General features: G+C 71.8%; 19 protein-coding genes. 11 read left to right on the forward strand and 8 right to left on the reverse strand.

What is annotated here, in order from left to right:
* Positions 1-134: 134 nt before the first annotated feature.
* The gene (locus ACIRQ9_RS20740; RefSeq protein WP_404175154.1) at positions 135-377 is read right to left on the reverse strand and encodes a hypothetical protein; all 243 of its coding nucleotides are present in this window, start codon (positions 375-377) and stop codon (positions 135-137) included.
* Between the two features lie 263 nt (positions 378-640).
* Here ACIRQ9_RS20740 and ACIRQ9_RS20745 point away from each other — a divergent pair, with 263 nt between their 5' ends.
* Both ACIRQ9_RS20745 and ACIRQ9_RS20750 read left to right on the forward strand, forming a co-directional pair.
* A complete protein-coding gene (locus ACIRQ9_RS20745; RefSeq protein WP_404175157.1) occupies positions 641-1,492 on the forward strand; it encodes a DUF4097 family beta strand repeat-containing protein in 852 nt (283 codons plus the stop codon).
* A gap of 1 nt (position 1,493) precedes the next feature.
* Entirely contained in the window at positions 1,494-2,561 is a 1,068-nt protein-coding gene (locus ACIRQ9_RS20750; RefSeq protein ID WP_404175160.1) for a helix-turn-helix transcriptional regulator, read from the forward strand.
* A gap of 47 nt (positions 2,562-2,608) precedes the next feature.
* Here the strand turns inward: ACIRQ9_RS20750 and ACIRQ9_RS20755 are convergent, their stop codons facing one another.
* A complete protein-coding gene (locus ACIRQ9_RS20755) occupies positions 2,609-3,574 on the reverse strand; it encodes a zinc-binding dehydrogenase (protein ID WP_404175164.1) in 966 nt (321 codons plus the stop codon).
* A gap of 270 nt (positions 3,575-3,844) precedes the next feature.
* On the reverse strand, positions 3,845-5,077 hold the full coding sequence (locus ACIRQ9_RS20760) for an NADP-dependent malic enzyme (protein ID WP_404175167.1): 1,233 nt from the start codon (positions 5,075-5,077) through the stop codon (positions 3,845-3,847).
* 584 nt (positions 5,078-5,661) lie between these two features.
* Between ACIRQ9_RS20760 and ACIRQ9_RS20765 the strand changes: the two genes are divergently transcribed.
* The 3 genes from ACIRQ9_RS20765 to ACIRQ9_RS20775 are packed head-to-tail and all read left to right on the forward strand — an operon-like array spanning position 5,662 to position 8,376.
* Positions 5,662-6,618, forward strand: coding sequence for an ABC transporter substrate-binding protein (locus ACIRQ9_RS20765; RefSeq protein ID WP_404175170.1), 957 nt, complete (start codon positions 5,662-5,664; stop codon positions 6,616-6,618).
* Positions 6,619-6,649: 31 nt separating this feature from the next.
* Positions 6,650-7,579 (forward strand): amino acid ABC transporter permease, encoded by a 930-nt coding sequence (locus ACIRQ9_RS20770; protein ID WP_404175173.1) that lies wholly within the window; start codon positions 6,650-6,652, stop codon positions 7,577-7,579.
* Positions 7,576-8,376, forward strand: a complete 801-nt coding sequence (locus ACIRQ9_RS20775) for an amino acid ABC transporter ATP-binding protein (protein ID WP_363014173.1) — start codon at positions 7,576-7,578, stop codon at positions 8,374-8,376. Before ACIRQ9_RS20770 ends, ACIRQ9_RS20775 begins: the two co-directional genes overlap by 4 nt.
* A gap of 54 nt (positions 8,377-8,430) precedes the next feature.
* Here the strand turns inward: ACIRQ9_RS20775 and ACIRQ9_RS20780 are convergent, their stop codons facing one another.
* Complete coding sequence (locus ACIRQ9_RS20780; RefSeq protein ID WP_404175178.1) at positions 8,431-9,201, reverse strand: class I SAM-dependent methyltransferase; 771 nt, start codon at positions 9,199-9,201, stop codon at positions 8,431-8,433.
* Between the two features lie 100 nt (positions 9,202-9,301).
* Between ACIRQ9_RS20780 and ACIRQ9_RS20785 the strand changes: the two genes are divergently transcribed.
* Positions 9,302-9,949 carry a CGNR zinc finger domain-containing protein gene (locus tag ACIRQ9_RS20785; RefSeq protein WP_404175181.1) on the forward strand — a complete coding sequence of 216 codons (648 nt, stop codon included), beginning with the start codon at positions 9,302-9,304 and terminating at the stop codon, positions 9,947-9,949.
* On the opposite strand, the gene sodX is transcribed toward ACIRQ9_RS20785, so the two are convergent.
* Positions 9,835-10,287 carry a nickel-type superoxide dismutase maturation protease gene (sodX, locus tag ACIRQ9_RS20790; RefSeq protein WP_404175760.1) on the reverse strand — a complete coding sequence of 151 codons (453 nt, stop codon included), beginning with the start codon at positions 10,285-10,287 and terminating at the stop codon, positions 9,835-9,837. The two genes, ACIRQ9_RS20785 and sodX, sit on opposite strands and share 115 nt — an antisense overlap.
* Positions 10,288-10,432: 145 nt before the next feature.
* On the opposite strand from sodX, the gene sodN reads away from it, so the two are divergent.
* Entirely contained in the window at positions 10,433-10,828 is a 396-nt protein-coding gene (gene sodN / locus ACIRQ9_RS20795; protein ID WP_055634112.1) for a superoxide dismutase, Ni, read from the forward strand.
* A 146-nt stretch (positions 10,829-10,974) separates the two neighbouring features.
* Here sodN and ppk2 read toward each other — a convergent pair whose 3' ends face one another.
* The 3 genes from ppk2 to ACIRQ9_RS20810 are packed head-to-tail and all read right to left on the reverse strand — an operon-like array spanning position 10,975 to position 13,304.
* On the reverse strand, positions 10,975-11,871 hold the full coding sequence (gene ppk2, locus ACIRQ9_RS20800; protein ID WP_404175184.1) for a polyphosphate kinase 2: 897 nt from the start codon (positions 11,869-11,871) through the stop codon (positions 10,975-10,977).
* Positions 11,872-11,904: 33 nt separating this feature from the next.
* Positions 11,905-12,135 carry a hypothetical protein gene (locus tag ACIRQ9_RS20805; protein ID WP_404175187.1) on the reverse strand — a complete coding sequence of 77 codons (231 nt, stop codon included), beginning with the start codon at positions 12,133-12,135 and terminating at the stop codon, positions 11,905-11,907.
* Between the two features lie 14 nt (positions 12,136-12,149).
* On the reverse strand, positions 12,150-13,304 hold the full coding sequence (locus tag ACIRQ9_RS20810) for an anion permease (protein WP_404175190.1): 1,155 nt from the start codon (positions 13,302-13,304) through the stop codon (positions 12,150-12,152).
* 103 nt (positions 13,305-13,407) lie between these two features.
* Here ACIRQ9_RS20810 and ACIRQ9_RS20815 point away from each other — a divergent pair, with 103 nt between their 5' ends.
* From ACIRQ9_RS20815 to ACIRQ9_RS20830, 4 genes are all read left to right on the forward strand, one after another.
* Entirely contained in the window at positions 13,408-13,806 is a 399-nt protein-coding gene (locus tag ACIRQ9_RS20815) for a helix-turn-helix transcriptional regulator (RefSeq protein WP_404175193.1), read from the forward strand.
* A gap of 121 nt (positions 13,807-13,927) precedes the next feature.
* On the forward strand, positions 13,928-14,296 hold the full coding sequence (locus tag ACIRQ9_RS20820; RefSeq protein WP_404175196.1) for a hypothetical protein: 369 nt from the start codon (positions 13,928-13,930) through the stop codon (positions 14,294-14,296).
* A gap of 1 nt (position 14,297) precedes the next feature.
* Positions 14,298-15,614, forward strand: coding sequence for a tetratricopeptide repeat protein (locus tag ACIRQ9_RS20825; RefSeq protein WP_404175198.1), 1,317 nt, complete (start codon positions 14,298-14,300; stop codon positions 15,612-15,614).
* Complete coding sequence (locus tag ACIRQ9_RS20830) at positions 15,595-16,872, forward strand: Clp protease N-terminal domain-containing protein (RefSeq protein WP_404175201.1); 1,278 nt, start codon at positions 15,595-15,597, stop codon at positions 16,870-16,872. The genes ACIRQ9_RS20825 and ACIRQ9_RS20830 overlap by 20 nt, the downstream gene beginning before the upstream one ends.
* Positions 16,873-16,912 lie beyond the last annotated feature (40 nt).

Below are 16,912 nucleotides of genomic sequence, written 5' to 3' on the forward strand. Positions count from 1 at the left end.
CCCACCCCCCCCCTGCGTGGCCCGGCGGGCGCCCCCGCGGGGGGGGGGGGGGGGGGGGCCCCCCGGGGGGGGGGGGGGGGCGGGGGGGGGGGGCGCCCCCCCCCCCCCCCCCCCGCACCACGGTCAGCCCACGGTCAGTCCCGGGGGAACACCGTCTCGTACGACAGTTCCAGCGCCCCGTGCACCAGCAGCACCGTCCCGGCGGCGGTCCATCCCAGGCTGCGCCGCCGTGCTCCCCATGCGGCGGCCGGCAGTCCCACCGCCATCTCGGCCAGGGCCAGCCGACGGGCCCTCGGGATGCCGTCCTCGCCCGTCACGGTCCGCGTGCCCGCTCCTGGGGGCCGGGGGCGGGCGCCCCGGTGTTCCTCGGTCGCCATGGACACACGGTAAGCACTCCGGCCCCTCGCCGCTCGACGTGCGGCCCATCGCGCCACGCGGCCCACCGCGCCCGGCACGGGGCCTTCCGTTCACCGCCGCCGACCCCGCCGTCGGTCAGCCACACGCGCAACCGGTCACACGAAAGGGTGCCTTGACTTCCGGCGGCCACGATATATCGTGTTTACGGAAGACGCGATATGGCGCGAACCGTGCCGGCGTGTCCGTATCCAGCCGTCATGCCCGGCCGAGGGAGGCCCGCACCATGTCCGAGTGGTCCGTCGCTGAGCCCAGGAAGCTCGCCTTCGATGCGCCCGTGAGCGATCTGCACGTGCGCATCGTCAACGGAACAGTCAACGTCGTGGGAACCGACGAGGGTTCCGCGCGCCTGGAGGTCTCCGAGATCGAAGGCCCGCCCCTGATCGTCACGCACCAGGACGGCACCCTCACGGTGGCCTACGACGACCTGCCCTGGAAGGGCTTCCTCAAGTGGCTCGACCCCAAGGGCTGGCGGCGCAGCGCGGTCGTCACGCTCACCGTGCCGGCCGACACGCGGGTCGAGGTGGGCGTGGTCGGCGCCGCCGCCGTCGTCTCCGGGATCACCGGCACGTCGGTGGTCAAGGGCGTCACCGGTGACACCACCCTGGTCGGTCTCGCCGGCGAAGTCCGCGCCGACACCGTCTCGGGGAACCTGGAGGCCCAGGCCGTCACCGGTGACCTGCGGTTCAACTCCGTCTCCGGGGATCTGACCGTCGTCGAGGGCTCGGGCTCCGCCGTGCGCGCCGACTCGGTCAGCGGTTCCATGATCGTCGACCTGGACCCGGACGGACCGACTGACGTTCGGCTGACCAGCGTCTCCGGTGAGATCGCCATCCGGCTGCCGCACCCGGCCGACGCCGAGGTGGAGGCCAACACCGCGAGCGGCACGATCTCCAACGCGTTCGACGGACTGCGGGTGCACGGCCAGTGGGGCGCCCACAAGATCACCGGCCGCCTCGGCGCGGGCAACGGCAAGCTCCGCGCCACCACGGTCTCCGGCTCCATCGCCCTGCTGCGCCGCCCGCCCAAGGAGGACGACGAGACGGCCGGCGGCGCAACCGACAAGAAGGTGCTCTGACATGCCTCCCGTCTTCGCTCACGGCCGTCTCCGTCTCTACCTGCTCAAGCTGCTGGACGAGGCCCCGCGCCACGGCTACGAGGTGATCCGCCTCCTCGAAGAACGCTTCCAGGGCCTGTACGCACCGTCGGCCGGCACCGTCTACCCCCGCCTGGCCAAGCTGGAGGCCGAGGGCCTGGTCACCCACACCACCGAGGGCGGCCGCAAGGTCTACGCCATCACCGACGCCGGCCGGGCCGAACTGGCCGACCGCGGCGGTGAGCTGGCCGACCTGGAGCTGGAGATCCGTGAATCCGTGGCAGAACTGGCCGCCGAGATAAGGGCCGACGTCCGCGGCGCCGCCGGTGATCTGCGCCGCGAGGTGCGCGCGGCCGCCTCGGAGGCCCGGCGCGGGGGCTCGGCGGGCAGCGGCGCCGGCGCCGGGGAGTTCGGCGATCTCGGTGACAAGGAGTCCTGGCGGGCCGCCAAGGAGGAGATGCGGCGCGTCAAGCAGGAGTGGAAGGAGCAGGCCCGCCGCGCCAAGGACGAGAGCCGCCGGGCACGTGAGGAGGCCCAGCGGGCCCGCCGGGCCGCCCAGGAGGCGCAGACCCGGGCCCGCGCCCAGGCCCAGGAGGAGATGCAGCGGATCGCCCACCGGGTCCAGGAACACTTCGCGCGCGGGGACTGGCCCACCGGGGTCCGCGAGGGCCTGACCGAACTCGCCAAGGAATTCGGCGAGTTCGGCAAGGACTACGGCAAGGGGTTCGGCAAGGACTTCGGCTTCGGCGGCCGCACCGAGCCGCCGCCCGGATCCGGCCCGGACCTCCGCAAGACAGCGCCCGCGCCGACACCGGAGTACGCGCGGACCCCGGAGGACTTCCCGGCCCAGTACGTCCCCGAGTGGGCGCACGGCGAGGGCACCGGGGACCCGGCCCGCGATCTGGACCGGCTCCTGGACCGCTTCCGCGACGACATCCGGGACGCGGCCCGCGACCACGGCGTCACCGCGGAGCAGCTCGACGACACCCGTCGCCACCTGTCGACGGCGGCGGCCCGCATCGGAGCGCTGCTGCGCGGCCCGAAGCCCTGAGGAACGCCCGCGGGGAAGCCGGAACTCCGGCTCCCCGTTCCTCCGGCTCAGGCAGCGGTCAGGACGATCTTCCCGAACTGGTCGCCGGACTCCAGTCGCTGGAAGCCCTCGCGGGCCCGGTCGAGCGGGAGCAGTTCGTCGATGACGGGGCGCACCCCGGTGGCGGCGCAGAAGGCGAGCAGGTCCTCCAGCTCGTCCTTGGTCCCCATGGTCGAGCCCACGACCTTCAGTTCCAGGAAGAAGATCCGGGTCAGCTCGGCGTGCGAGGGCCGGTCGCCGCTGGTGGCGCCGGAGATGACGAGGGTGCCCCCGGGCCGCAGCGACTTCACCGAGTGGGACCAGGTCGCGGCGCCGACGGTCTCGATCACGGCGTCCACCCGCCGCGGCAGCCGGGCTCCCGGTTCCACCGCCTCGACGGCGCCGAGTTCCAGGGCTCGCTTGCGCTTGGCCTCGTCCCGGCTGGTCGCGAAGATCCGCAGACCCGCGGCCTTGCCGAGCACGATGGCCGCGGTGGCGACCCCGCCGCCCGCGCCCTGCACGAGGACCGAGTCACCCGGACGGACGCTCGCGTTCGTGAACAGCATCCGGTACGCCGTCAGCCAGGCGGTGGGCAGGCAGGCGGCCTCGGCGAAGGACAGCTCCCGGGGCTTGGGCAGGATGTTCCAGGTCGGGACCGCGACCTGTTCGGCGAAGGTGCCCTGGTAGCGCTCGGTGAGGATGGAGCGGGGCTCGTGCGGCCCGACCCCGTGGCCGCTCTGCCCGATCACGGAGTGCAGGACGACCTCGTTGCCGTCCGCGTCGACGCCCGCGGCGTCACAGCCGAGGATCATCGGCAGCCGGTCCTCCGGGAGGCCGACGCCGCGCAGGGACCAGAGGTCGTGATGGTTGAGGGAGGCTGCCCGGACGTCGACGGTGCTCCAGCCGGGCCGGGCCCCGGGGGCGGGACGTTCCCCCAACTCAAGGCCCTGGAGCGGCTGGTCGCGGTCGATTCGGGCGGCGTAGACGGCGAACATGGGACCGACGATAGGTTCCCGGGGCCGAGGGCGAAACCGGGGGCCGCTGTGACACATCCCCTCTTGCGCACCGCGTACCGCGTGCATGGGGGGGCCGGGCCGCGTCGGGTGGGCGGCACCACCGCGGCGGGCGGCACGGCCGGCCCCGCCCCCGGACCGGACGACCGGGAGCGGCGCCCTCCCCCACGGCCACCCCACCGGCACTCCAACGGACCGCCGGCCGCAAAGGAAAGGGCCCCGCCCGGAAAGGCGGGGCCCTTCGGCGCAATGTCAGCGCCGGGCGACTCCTTCGGCTCGTGCCGCCGCGGCCACCGCCGCGGTCACCGCCGGGGCGACCCGCTCGTCGAACGGCGACGGGATGACGTAGTCGGCGGCGAGATCGTCACCGACGACCGACGCCAGCGCCTCCGCCGCGGCGATCTTCATCCCCTCGGTGATCCGGGAGGCCCGCACCTGGAGGGCGCCCGCGAAGATGCCGGGGAACGCCAGCACGTTGTTGATCTGGTTCGGGAAGTCCGACCGCCCGGTGGCGACGACCGCCGCGTACTTGTGGGCGACGTCGGGGTGCACCTCAGGGTTCGGGTTGGCCATGGCGAACACGAAAGCGCCCTCGGCCATGGAGGCGACGGCCTCCTCCGCGACCGTGCCGCCGGAGACGCCGATGAAGACGTCCGCGCCGGCCAGCGCGTCCTCCAGGGTGCCCTTGATCCCGGCCTTGTTGGTGAACCCGGCGACCTCGCGCTTGACGGCGGTCAGGTCCTCGCGGTCCACCGAGATGACGCCCTTGCGGTCGGCCAGGGCGACGTCCCCGATGCCGGCCTCGACCAGCATCTTGGCGATGGCGACCCCGGCCGCGCCGGCGCCCGAGATCACCGCCCGCAACTGGCCGATCTCCCGGCGGCTGAGACGGGCCGCGTTCCGCAGCGCCGCCAGCGTCACGACGGCCGTGCCGTGCTGGTCGTCGTGGAAGACGGGGATGTCCAGCCGCTCCTGGAGCTTGCGCTCGACCTCGAAGCACCGCGGTGCCGAGATGTCCTCCAGGTTGACTCCGCCGAACGAGGGAGCGAGCCGGACGACGGTCTCCACGATCTCGTCGACGTCGGTGCAGGCGAGGGCGATCGGGACCGCGTCCACGCCGCCGAACTGCTTGAAGAGGATGGCCTTGCCCTCCATCACGGGGAGGGAGGCCTCGGGACCGATGTCCCCGAGCCCGAGCACGGCCGTGCCGTCGGTGACGACGGCCACGACGGACGACTTCCACGTGTAGTCGTTGACCAGCTCGGGCTGTTCCGCGATCGCGGTGCACACGCGCGCGACTCCGGGCGTGTACGCGAGGGAAAGGTCGTCCTTGTCACGGATCGGCACGGTGGCCTGCACGGCCATCTTGCCGCCGCGGTGGAGCGCGAACGCCGGATCGAAGGAATCGAGGGGCTCGGCCCCTCCGTCCTGGTCCGAAGCGCCCGGCGTGTTGTCGCTGCGAGGATTGACGATCTCCGCTGCCACTTGTCTTACCCCTTAGGTATGCATGGTTGAGGGTCGGCCGCTCCCGGTGAGGGAACGGACGGGCACCGCGCAGAGCCCGATGACTGATACGTACGAGTGGCACGTACGAGCACCTGCGCGACGGGCGCGCCGCACACGCGCCCTGGAGCCCCGGATGAGGGGTGTAAAGAACCTTCTTACCGGACGGATGCCACCCGCGACGAGTCGAATAGGCGCAAGGTCACATCACGGATGTCGTAGCCATTCGACAGATGAGCGGCGCGAGCGGCCGGCAGGCGACCGCGGAGTGGGGTCCGGGATGAACCGGCGGTGAACCGCAGATCTTCCGGCCCAAGGGCCGGCTTCCCGCAGATGTGCGGGGCGGTGGATCGGGGAAAGCGGTGCCCGACGCGTTCCGGGGGTCACCCGTTATCCGATTTTGACATCGTGACACACCTGTATGGAGCAATCCCGATGGCAGGATGCCGTAAACCCACGAGGTCGCGACACCCGATGGTGTGTGTTTCCGTCGACCCATCGGCATATCGACATATCAGGCACATCGGTATATCGGCTTGTTCAACCCACCGCCGGAGGAACCCACCATGACCGCTAGCTCCACCCGTCGTACCACTGTCGCGCGCTCCAGGACCGCAGCGTTCGGTGCGATCGCGGTCGCAGGCGCCCTGATCCTCACCGGTTGCGGTGACCAGACGGACAAGGGCAGTGACTCCGGCTCCTCCTCGTCCTCGGCCCCGCTGGCGAGCAAGCTGCCGGACAGCATCCGCAAGGCCGGTGTGATCAAGGTGGGCTCGGACATCGCCTACCCGCCGGTCGAGTACATGCAGGGTGGCAAGGCCGTCGGTGTCGACCCCGACATCGCGGACGCGCTGGGCAAGCAGCTGGGAGTCAGGTTCGACTTCCAGAACGGCAAGTTCGCCCAGCTGATCGTGGGTCTGCAGTCCAAGCGGTTCGACATGGTGATGTCGGCGATGAACGACACCAAGGACCGCCAGAACGGCATCGACTCCGACACCGGCAAGAAGGTCGGCAACGGCGTCGACTTCGTCGACTACTTCACCGCCGGCACCTCGATCCTCGTCCAGAAGGGCAACCCGAAGGGCATCAAGACGCTGGACGACCTGTGCGGCAAGGTCGTCGCCCTGCAGCAGGGCACCACCTCCGAGGGCATCGCCAAGGCGCAGAGCACGAAGTGTACGAAGGACGGCAAGAAGGCCATCACCCTGCAGACCTTCGACACCGACCCCGAGGCGCTGCTCCGGCTGAAGCAGGGTGCGTCCGTCGCCGACCTGAACGACTTCCCGGTCGCGGCCTACAACGCCAAGACCTCCGGCGGCGGCAAGGACTTCGAGGTCGTCGGCGACCAGATCGAGGCCGGCCCCTACGGCATCGCCGTCACCAAGGAGAACACCCAGCTGCGTGACGCCCTGCAGGCCGCCCTCGACGCGATCGTCAAGAACGGCGAGTACGGCAAGATCCTGGCGAAGTGGAACGTCACGCAGGGCGGGGTCACCGAGTCGAAGATCAACGGCGGCTCCTGAGCACCCCGGGCAAGACTGAAGGGCTGACCCTGTGACTGACACGGTCGACAAGACTCCGGCGCCGTCGGTGCCGCCGGAGCAGATCAAGGCCATCCCGGTGCGCCACTACGGCCGCTGGGTGGCCGGCGTCGCCGTCATCGCCGTCCTGGTGCTGATCGGTATCGCCTTCTCCAACGCGAACATCAACTACGGCATCATCCCGGACTATCTGACGGACGGGACCATCCTGTCCGGCGTCTGGCACACGCTGTACATCTCGGTGCTCGCGATGGTCCTGGGCCTGGTGCTCGGCATCGTCCTCGCGGTGATGCGGATGTCCTCGAACCCCGTCACCAGCACCGTGGGCTGGCTGTACGTCTGGTTCTTCCGCGGCACCCCGGTACTGGTGCAGCTGCTGCTCTGGTACAACCTCTCCCTCGTGTTCCCCATCCTCAACCTGGGGTTCTACAAGGACGAGATGAACCAGGTGATGACGCCGTTCCTGGCGGCGCTGCTGGGTCTCGGCCTGAACGAGGCCGCGTACATGTCGGAGATCGTCCGGGCCGGCATCCAGTCGGTCGACGAGGGCCAGACCGAGGCGTCGCACGCGCTGGGCATGACCGGTGGGCAGACGCTGCGCCGGGTGGTCCTGCCGCAGGCGATGCGCGTGATCGTGCCGCCGACCGGCAACGAGTTCATCAACATGCTCAAGACCTCGTCACTGGCGTACGCGGTGCAGTTCAACGAACTGATCAAACGCGCCCAGGACATCTCCAGCACCTCGCTGGCGATCGTGGAGATGTACTTCGTCGCGTCGATCTGGTACCTGATCCTCACCAGCGTCTTCAGCGTCGGCCAGTACTACCTGGAGCGGCGTTACGCCCGCGGTTCGACACGCAACCTGCCGCCGACGCCGTTCCAGCGGCTGCGCAAGAACCTCCGACTGTTCGGTTCGTTCCGCCGCCCGGAGGTGGCCCGATGACCGGTCTCGCCAAGGACATCACCCCGCCGAGCAGCGGCGCCCCGATGGTCAAGGCCGAGGGCGTGCACAAGTCCTTCGGTCTCGCGCACATCCTCAAGGGCATCGACCTGGAGGTGCTGCCGCGCGAGGTGTTCTGCCTGATCGGCCCGTCCGGTTCCGGCAAGTCCACGTTCCTGCGGTGCATCAACCACCTGGAGAAGATCAGCGCCGGCCGGCTGTACGTGGACGGCCGGCTGGTCGGCTACCGGCAGCAGGGCGACAAGCTCTACGAGCTGAAGGAGAAGGAGGTCGCGGCGCAGCGGCGGGACATCGGCATGGTGTTCCAGCGCTTCAACCTCTTCCCGCACATGACGGCGCTGGAGAACGTCATGGAGGCGCCGGTCCAGGTCAAGCGCGAGGCCAAGGCGGTGGCCAGGGAGCGCGCCGAGCGGCTGCTGGACCGGGTGGGTCTGGGCGACCGCAAGGGCCACTACCCGGCGCAGCTCTCCGGCGGCCAGCAGCAGCGCGTCGCGATCGCCCGCGCGCTCGCCATGCAGCCGAAGCTGATGCTGTTCGACGAGCCGACCTCCGCGCTCGACCCGGAGCTGGTCGGCGAGGTCCTGGACGTGATGCGGGACCTGGCCGAGGACGGCATGACGATGATCGTCGTCACCCACGAGATGGGGTTCGCCCGTGAGGTCGGCGACAGCCTGGTCTTCATGGACGACGGCGTGGTGGTCGAGTCCGGCCACCCGCGCGACGTGCTGACCGACCCGCAGCACGACCGCACGAAGTCGTTCCTGTCGAAGGTGCTGTAGCGCGTACGACACGCGAGGGGCGGTACGAGAAGTCTCGTACCGCCCCTCGGGCGTTCAGCGGACCGCGAGCAGGAGCGTGTCCGAGGGCGAGCACCACACCGGCCTGGCCTCCGCGAAGCCCTTCTCCCGCAGCACCCGCGCGTGCCACGCGGCCGACGGCACGTCGCCGTCGGCGTGCTCGCCGTAGATCTCGAACCGGCGGGCGGTCGGTCCGGCCAGTACCGGGTCCTGCGCGGCCAGTTGCCACCACTGGGCCCAGTCGAGCGCCCCCGCCGCCTTGGCCTGATCCATCCGCAGATGCCGCTGCGCCCGTTCCGCCGCGTTGATCCGGGGCGTGCTGTCGTCGATCATGTGGTCCGCGTTCATGAAGACACCGCCGTCGCGGACGAGTTCCGCGACCTGACCGTAGAGGGCCGCGAGGGGTTCGCTGTGCAGCCAGTGCAGGGCCGTGGCGGTCAGGACGGCGTCGTACGAGGCGTACGGCAGCCGCGCGCGCCACTCGGGGTCCTTGAGGTCGGCGGCGACGAACGTGGCCCGCTCGTCGCCCGCGAAGGTGCCCTCGGCGATGGCGAGCAGGGCCGGGTCGAGGTCGACGCCGACGCTCACCGCCGCCGGGAAGCGGGCGAGCAGCCGGGCGGTGATGGTGCCGGTGCCGCACGCGAGGTCGAGGACCCGCGGGGCCGTGCCGACGAGCGCCTCGACCATGTCGAGCATGATCCGGAAGCGGTCCTCCCGGTCCGGCATGTACCACTCCTGCTGCCGGTCCCAGCTCTCCTGCCAGGCCCGCCAGTCCGCCCCGGTCGTGGTCGTCTGCGCGTCCGTCATGGCAACCCTCCGCCGCATGCGTCACGTAATACCCTGGATGCACGACCGGCTGTTACCCGACCGCACCACTGACCGTAGAACACCCTCGTAAGGACTACAAGTGGAACTGGCCTATTACTCGGATTACGCCGTCCGGCTCGTCAACAGCGAGGAACCGGCCCGGGGCAAGGACTCCCTGACCTCGGTCGAGGCCGTCCGCGACCTCTTCGGGGTCAACGCGTCGGCGGCCCGCCGCACCACCGACGCCGACGTCACGCGCTTCCGCTCGGTGCGGGCCCGGCTGCGCGCGGTCTTCGAGGCGGCCGACCAGGGCGACGAGACGCTCGCCGTCGACCTGCTCAACTCGCTCCTGCTCGAATTCCCGGTCTCACCGCAGATCTCCGGCCACGACCACCGGGACGAGGACGACCGCCCGCTGTGGCACATGCACCTGGCCGACCACCCCTCCAACGCCACCGCGGGCTACGCGGCGATCGCGGCGATGGGCCTGGCGTTCCACCTCACCGAGTACGGCGTGGACCGGCTCGGCCTGTGCGAGGCGCCGCCGTGCCGCAACGCCTACCTCGACACCTCCACCAACCGCTCCCGGCGCTACTGCTCGGACCGTTGCGCGACCCGCGCCAACGTGGCCGCCTACCGGGCCCGCAAACGCCTGGAGGCGGACCGGCCCGAGCGGCTGGAGCGGTCGGCGAGCACCGGACGGGCCGCCGAGAGCGCCCAGCGCGCCAGTGCCAGCGGCGAACGCTGACCGGCCCTGAGCGGCCGCCAGCGGAACAGGGCACGGCCGAGGATCAGCTCCTGCGGCACGGTCCCGTAGTCCGTGCTGTCGCCGCCCGCGAACGCGTTGTCCCCGAGCACCCACCAGCCGCCCTCGCGCTGCTCGACGGCCCGCTTGACGACCAGCAGGTCCTGCTGGAAGGGGTGGCGCAGGACGACGACGTCACCGGCCCTGACCCGGGCCCCGTACCGGACCAGGAGCTGATCCCCCTGGTACAGCGTGGGCACCATCGACGGGCCGGTCACCTCGGCCAGTCCGAAGGGCGCGGCGCCCCTCCCCCGCTCGGTCTCCTGCGACAGCTCCGGCATCGCCGGCACCTCCCCGGTCCGTTCCTCCACCAGTCCCAGTCTGACCCTGGACTTTTGTCCTAAGCCCATGGGGGCACTCGCGAAATCAGGCTTCCCAGGGAGTAATGTCCCACCTGAGAAGACGATCACGAGGAAGGAATGCTCCATGCTTTCCCGCCTGTTTGCCCCCAAGGTCAAGGTCAGCGCGCACTGCGACCTGCCCTGCGGTGTGTACGACCCGGCCCAGGCCCGCATCGAGGCGGAGTCGGTGAAGGCCGTGCAGGAGAAGATGGCCGCCAACGACGACCCGCACTTCCAGGCGCGCGCCACCGTCATCAAGGAGCAGCGCGCCGAGCTCGCCAAGCACCACGTCTCGGTGCTCTGGAGCGACTACTTCAAGCCCCCGCACTTCGAGAAGTACCCCCAGCTGCACGTGCTGGTGAACGACACCCTGAAGGCCCTGTCCGCCGCCAAGGCGTCCACGGACCCGAAGACCGGCGAGAAGGCCCTGGAGCTCATCGCCGAGATCGACAAGATCTTCTGGGAGACCAAGAAGGCCTGACCTTCTCCGTCGCCGCGCCGCACCCGGCCCGCAGACCGCCACCTCGGCGGCCAGGCGGGCCGGGTGCGGTCGTCTTGTCCCCCGTGACGGTGCGGGAGTCGCGCGGGGGCCGGCCGGAGATCCGGCCGGCCCCCGCGCGGTCGTGGCTAGTGGTGGTCGTCCTCGCCGGCCTCCAGGAGGCCCGCCGCCGCGCCCACGATCCGCGGGTCCGGGCTGCCGACGACCTCCTCGTCCTTGTTGGCGTAGTCGAAGCGGGCCAGGACGCTGCGCATGGCCTCGACGCGCGCCCGCTTCTTGTCGTTGCTCTTGACCACCGTCCAGGGGGCGTACTCGGTGTCCGTCTCCCGGAACATCGCGACCTTCGCGGCCGTGTAGTCGTCCCAGCGGTCCAGCGAGGCCAGGTCCATCGGGCTGAGCTTCCACTGCCGTACCGGGTCGACCTGGCGGATGGTGAACCGGGTCCGCTGCTCGCCCTGCGAGACGGAGAACCAGAACTTCACCAGGTCCACGCCGTCGTCCACCAGCATCCGTTCGAACAGCGGGGCCTGCCGCATGAAGCGCCGGTACTCGTCGTCCGAGCAGAAGCCCATGACCCGCTCCACGCCGGCCCGGTTGTACCAGGACCGGTCGAAGAGGACGATCTCACCGGCCGTCGGCAAGTGCTGAACGTAGCGCTGGAAGTACCACTGGCCGCTCTCGCGCTCGGTGGGCCTCTCCAGCGCCACCACGCGCGCGCCCCGGGGGTTCAGGTGCTCCGTGAAGCGCTTGATGGTGCCGCCCTTGCCGGCCGCGTCCCGTCCCTCGAAGACGATGACGATCCGGCGGCCGGTCTCCTTGATCCAGGTCTGCAGCTTGAGCAGCTCGATCTGCTGGAGCCGCTTGTGCCACTCGTACTCCTTGCGCTCCATGCGCCGCGGGTACGGGTAGTTCTCCCGCCAGGTTTCGATCGGGGATCCGTCCGGGCGGATGAGCACGGGGTCGTCCGGGTCGCTGTAGTCGACCTTCAGGTCGGCCAGGTCGGACAGCAGGTCCGGCGTCGTCATCCAGTCCTCCTCAGCGGCTTGTGGATCGGCGGGTCAGTGGAACTGCGGGACGATCAGGTAGATGCCGTACGCCACCACGGCCGCGCAGGCCAGGAAGCACAGCCCCGCCTGGGCGGCGCCCACGGTGCTGGTGCCGCCGCGCTCCTTGGCTCCCTCGCGGCGGGCGAGCCCGAGGACGCCGAAGGCGAAGACGACCACCACTGCGAAGGTAACTCCTATGCTCACCGCGGTGACCTCGCCGAGTGCGGTCCAGTCGATGTTCACGGGTACTCCCTCGGTCAGGCGGCGGTGCCGACGTGGGACGGAGGCGTCGTGCGGACGGCGACCTCGTGGCTGTCGTTGACGTTCTTCGCGTCGATCGGGTTGCGGCGCGACAACAGGACGATGCCGGTCGCGAGCGCGGCGCCGACCAGCGCCACCACGACCGTCCCGAAGTTGCCGCCGTGCTTGACCGCGGCCGCCGAGATGCCGCCGACCAGCGCCGCGCACGGCAGGGTGACCAGCCAGGCGGCCACCATGCGACCCGCGATGCCCCAGCGGACCTCCGCGAGCCGCCGGCCGAGACCCGCCCCGAGGATGGATCCGGAGGCGACCTGCGTGGTGGACAGCGCGAAGCCCAGGTGGGCCGAGGTCAGGATGACGGCCGTGGAGGCGGTCTCCGCGGCGAAGCCCTGCGGGGACTCGATCTCGGTCAGGCCCTTGCCCATGGTCCGGATGATCCGCCAGCCGCCGATGTAGGTGCCCAGCGCGATGGCGAGGCCGGCGCAGAAGATCACCCAGACCGGCGGGCCGGAGTCGCCCGGGAGCGCGCCGACCGAGATCAGGGTCAGGGTGATGATGCCCATGGTCTTCTGGGCGTCGTTGGTGCCGTGCGCGAGCGAGACCAGCGAGGCCGAGCCGATCTGCCCGAGCCGGAAGCCCCTGGTCACCGACGCCTCGCGGCCGCGTGCGGTGAGTTTGTACGCGCAGTACGTCGCGATCAGCGCGGCGACGCCCGCCACCACCGGCGAGGCGAACGCCGGGATGATGATCTTCTCGAGCACCTTGTCGAAGTGGACCGCGCCGGAGCCGGCGCCGACCCACACGGCGCCGATCAGACCGCCGAACAGGGCGTGCGAGGAGCTGGAGGGCAGTCCGACCAGCCAGGTGAGGAGATTCCACAGGATCGCCCCGACCAGCCCCGCGAAGATCATCGCCGGGCTCACCTTCGCGTCGTTCACGATGCCGCCGGAGATCGTTTTGGCGACCTCCGTGGAGAGGAAGGCCCCGACCAGATTCAGCACACCACTGATCAGGACGGCCGTCTTCGGTCTGAGCGCACCGGTCGCGATGGACGTGGCCATCGCGTTCGCCGTGTCATGGAACCCATTGGTGAAGTCGAAAGCCAGTGCAGTGACGATCACGACCGCCACGAGGAACGTGATGTGGTCCATTCCTTAATGCAAACAAGCGCGAGCCAATGGCGCGCGAACCGGAGGCAAACGAAGGTTCAAGAACACCGGTCCGCGTGCGGGACGCCCATGCGATGCTGAGGCCATGACCCTGGAGGACCTGCGGCGGCTGCGCCGGGCGCGCGACCGCATGGACCGCGAGTACGCCGAACCGCTCGACATGACCGAACTGGCGCGGACGGCCCTCATGTCCCCGGGACACTTCCAGCGCAGCTTCCGCAAGGCCTTCGGCGAGACGCCGTACGGCTACCTCATGACCCGGCGCGTGGAACGGGCCAAGGCGCTGCTGCGGCGCGGCGACCTCACGGTGACGGAGGTGTGCATGGCGGTCGGCTGCACCTCGCTCGGCTCCTTCAGCTCGCGCTTCACCGAGTTGGTCGGTCAGACCCCGAGCGCCTACCGGGCGCGGGACCACGAGGAGAGCACGGCGATCCCGTCCTGCGTGGCCCGCACCTTCACCCGGCCCCGTCGCCGTCCGTACTGACCGGGTCACGTTCCGCCGCCACCGCTCTACACTGACCGTCACGGCCGACGGCGTCGCCCGGCGCGGGCCGCGTGCCGCGTGCGCGCGCCGGGCGACGTCCGTGCACGCATCGGGGGAAATCGTGGCAACTGCAATCATCTGCGTCCGGAGTCCCGCACCGGTCGCGGACGCCGAGTCCCTGACCGACTGGCTCAGCGGCGAACCCGCGCTCGCCGGCCGGGTCCGGCTGAGCGGTGCCGCCCCGGCCGAGGGCCGGCTGGGCGCGCCCCTCGACACGGTCTCCGTCCTGCTGGGCGCGGGCGGCCCGCTCACCGTGCTCGCCTCCTGCCTGCGCGCCTGGATCACACAACCGCGCCGCAGCGACGTGAAACTGACCGTCCGGCACGAGCACGGCCCGGCCGTCGAGATCGACGCCAGGCGGGTCAGCCGCGAGGACGTGGCCGAGATCCTGCGCCAGGCCCTGGAGGAGCGGCCGGAACAGGACCGCTGAGGTGAGCCTGCCCGACCCCCACCGCTCCCGGGTCGTCCTGATCGGCGCGAGCCGCTACTGCGACCCGGCGCTGCCGGACCTGCCGGTCGTCGAACGCACCGTCACCGACCTCGCCGCGCTGCTCACCGGACCCCCTTACCCGCTCGTCCCCGAGGACCACTGCACGGTGCTGCTCGACGACGGCGACCTGCGCACGGTCGGCGACCGGCTGCGCGCCGCCGTCGCCGGCGCCGAGGACCTCCTGCTGGTCCACTACGCCGGGCACGGCCTGGTCGCCGGCCGCCGTCACAGCCTCTACCTGGCGCTGCCGGACAGCCGCTGGGAGGCGCCCGAGTTCAACTCCCTGGAGTACGGCAAACTGCGCGACGCCGTCCTCGACTCGCCCGCCAGGACCAAGGTGGTGGTCCTGGACTGCTGCTTCTCCGGCCGGGCCGTCGGCGACCCGCTCGGCGGCGGCACCGGGCCGATCGACCGGCTGGAGGTGGCCGGCACCTACGTCCTGACCTCCGCCCAGCGCGACCAGGTCGCCCTCGTCCTGCCGGGCGAGGAACACACCGCGTTCTCCGGCCGGTTGATCCGGCTGCTGCGCGAAGGAGTCGTCGGCGGACCCGAACTGCTCACCGTCGACGACCTCTTCCGCAGGCTGAGCGCGGTCATGGCCGCCGAGGGCCTGTCCACACCGCTCAACCGGGGCGCCGGCACCGCCGGTTCGGCCGTCCTCGGCGTCAACCGCGCGTTCGGCGCCACCGCCGGACCCGCACTGCGCCGCCGCCACACCGTCGCCGTCGAGCGGGGCCGGGCCGGGGACTGGACCGGAGCCGCCGCGCTGCTGCGGGACGTCGTCGAGGAACAGACCCGGATCCTGGGCGCCGAGCACGAGGACACCCTGCGCGGCCGCCAGTCCCACGCGCACAGCCTCGGCGGCGCCGGCAGCCCCGCGGAGGCGGCCGGGCTGCTGCGCCCGCTCCTCGCCGATCAGCTGCGGCTGCTCGGCCCCGACCACCCGGACACCCTGCGCACCCGGCAGTTCCTCGCCGTGAACCTGGGCGAGGCGGGGCACCGGCAGGAGGCGGTCGGCATGCTCCGGGTGCTGCTCGCGGACCGGGGGCGGGTACTGGGCCCGGACCACCCGCACACTCTGCGGACCCTGCACCTGCTGGCCCGCAACCTGGCGTTCGCGGGCGGCCGGGCGGAGGCCCTGGCGCTGCTGCGGGAGGTGGTGGCGGCCCGGGAGCGGCTGCTCGGCCCGGACCACCCGCACACCCTGAGGGCCGGCGCGGACCTGACGGAGGTGAGCCGTGTACGAGAGGTTCAGTGACCGCGCGCGGGACGTCGCCGACCTGGCCCGCGGTCAGGCACGTGCGCTCAGGCACTGGTACGTCGAGCCCGGCCACGTCCTGCTGGCGCTGCTCGACGACGACGCCTCCGAGGTCGTACGACAGCTCGGCGCACCCGCCGAAGAACTGCGCGCGGCCCTGGCCGAGGCCCTGGGCGGCGGCACCGTCGAACCCGGCGAGTACCTGCCCCTGAGCGGTGCGGCCGGCGGCGTGTTCGAACGGGCGCCGCGGGAGGCCGACCGGCTCGGCCACAGGATCGTGCAGCCCTTCCACGTCCTGCTCGCCCTGCTGGCCACCGCCGACCCCGTGCTGACGGACGTCCTCGCGCGGACCCGAGTCGACCCCGAACGCCCGCGCACGCCCCTCACGCCCCCGGCCGCCACGGCCCTGCTGGACTCCCTCACCCGGGATCCGGCCGCCGGCGCCCCGCCCGTCGTCGGCCGCGCCGCGGAGATCGACCGGGTGCTGCGCGTCCTGACCCGCCGCGACCGCCGGATCCCGCTGCTCACCGGGGCGCCGGGGGTGGGCAAGGAAGCCGTGGCCGTCGGGGTGGCGCGAGCCGTCGAGGCGGGCCGGGCACCGGACGCGCTGCTCGGCCGCCGGGTCCGCGCACTGGACCTGGCCGCCGTCCTGGCCGACCCGCGCCACCGCGCCCGCGGCACCGCCTTGGTCGCCGGTCTCCTCGACGAGATCGCGGATGGCACGGGACTGCTCCTGTACCTGCCCGGTGCCCTCACCCCGCTGCGCCTGCCCGAGGGCACCGCCACCCCCCTCGGGCTGCTCCGCCCGCTCCTGGAGACGCCGGGCGTGCGGGCCTTCGGCGCCTGTACGGACGCGGAGTACGACCGCCGTGACCCCGACCGGGGACTGGACCGCCTGCTGCAGCCCGTCCCGCTCGACGAGCCGCCCGCCGCCGACCTGCCCGGGATCCTGCGCGCCGGACGGGCCCGTCTGGAGGAGCACCACGCCGTGGCGCTCACCGACGAGGCGTTCGCCGCGGCCGCCGCCCTCGCCCGTGACCACGTCCCGGACCGGGCGCTGCCCGGCTCGGCCCTCGCGCTGCTCGACGAGGCGGCCGCGCTGGCCCGGACCGCTCGCGCGGCCGCGGACCGGGACGGCCCGCCGGCCGTCACCGCAGCCCATGTGACCGAGGCCCTGGCCGGCGCCGCGGGCGTCCGCGCTCCCGGCCGTCCCGCCCCGCCCGCCGGCCACGACCCCTACGTCTGGGCGATGAGCTGAGGGCGCCGACCGGTGCGGCACGACCGGCCGTTTCCTCCTA

This window comes from Streptomyces sp. NPDC101237, from assembly GCF_044767465.1.
Classification (GTDB): Bacteria; Actinomycetota; Actinomycetes; order Streptomycetales; family Streptomycetaceae; genus Streptomyces; species Streptomyces gramineus.

Coding starts and splice junctions, on each gene's coding strand:
- ACIRQ9_RS20740 (WP_404175154.1), bottom strand. CDS start 377: ATGGCGACCGAGGAACACCGGGGCGCCCGCCCCCGGCCCCCAGGAGCG.
- ACIRQ9_RS20745 (WP_404175157.1), top strand. CDS start 641: ATGTCCGAGTGGTCCGTCGCTGAGCCCAGGAAGCTCGCCTTCGATGCG.
- ACIRQ9_RS20750 (WP_404175160.1), top strand. CDS start 1,494: ATGCCTCCCGTCTTCGCTCACGGCCGTCTCCGTCTCTACCTGCTCAAG.
- ACIRQ9_RS20755 (WP_404175164.1), bottom strand. CDS start 3,574: ATGTTCGCCGTCTACGCCGCCCGAATCGACCGCGACCAGCCGCTCCAG.
- ACIRQ9_RS20765 (WP_404175170.1), top strand. CDS start 5,662: ATGACCGCTAGCTCCACCCGTCGTACCACTGTCGCGCGCTCCAGGACC.
- ACIRQ9_RS20775 (WP_363014173.1), top strand. CDS start 7,576: ATGACCGGTCTCGCCAAGGACATCACCCCGCCGAGCAGCGGCGCCCCG.
- ACIRQ9_RS20780 (WP_404175178.1), bottom strand. CDS start 9,201: ATGACGGACGCGCAGACGACCACGACCGGGGCGGACTGGCGGGCCTGG.
- sodX (WP_404175760.1), bottom strand. CDS start 10,287: ATGCCGGAGCTGTCGCAGGAGACCGAGCGGGGGAGGGGCGCCGCGCCC.
- sodN (WP_055634112.1), top strand. CDS start 10,433: ATGCTTTCCCGCCTGTTTGCCCCCAAGGTCAAGGTCAGCGCGCACTGC.
- ppk2 (WP_404175184.1), bottom strand. CDS start 11,871: ATGACGACGCCGGACCTGCTGTCCGACCTGGCCGACCTGAAGGTCGAC.
- ACIRQ9_RS20810 (WP_404175190.1), bottom strand. CDS start 13,304: ATGGACCACATCACGTTCCTCGTGGCGGTCGTGATCGTCACTGCACTG.
- ACIRQ9_RS20815 (WP_404175193.1), top strand. CDS start 13,408: ATGACCCTGGAGGACCTGCGGCGGCTGCGCCGGGCGCGCGACCGCATG.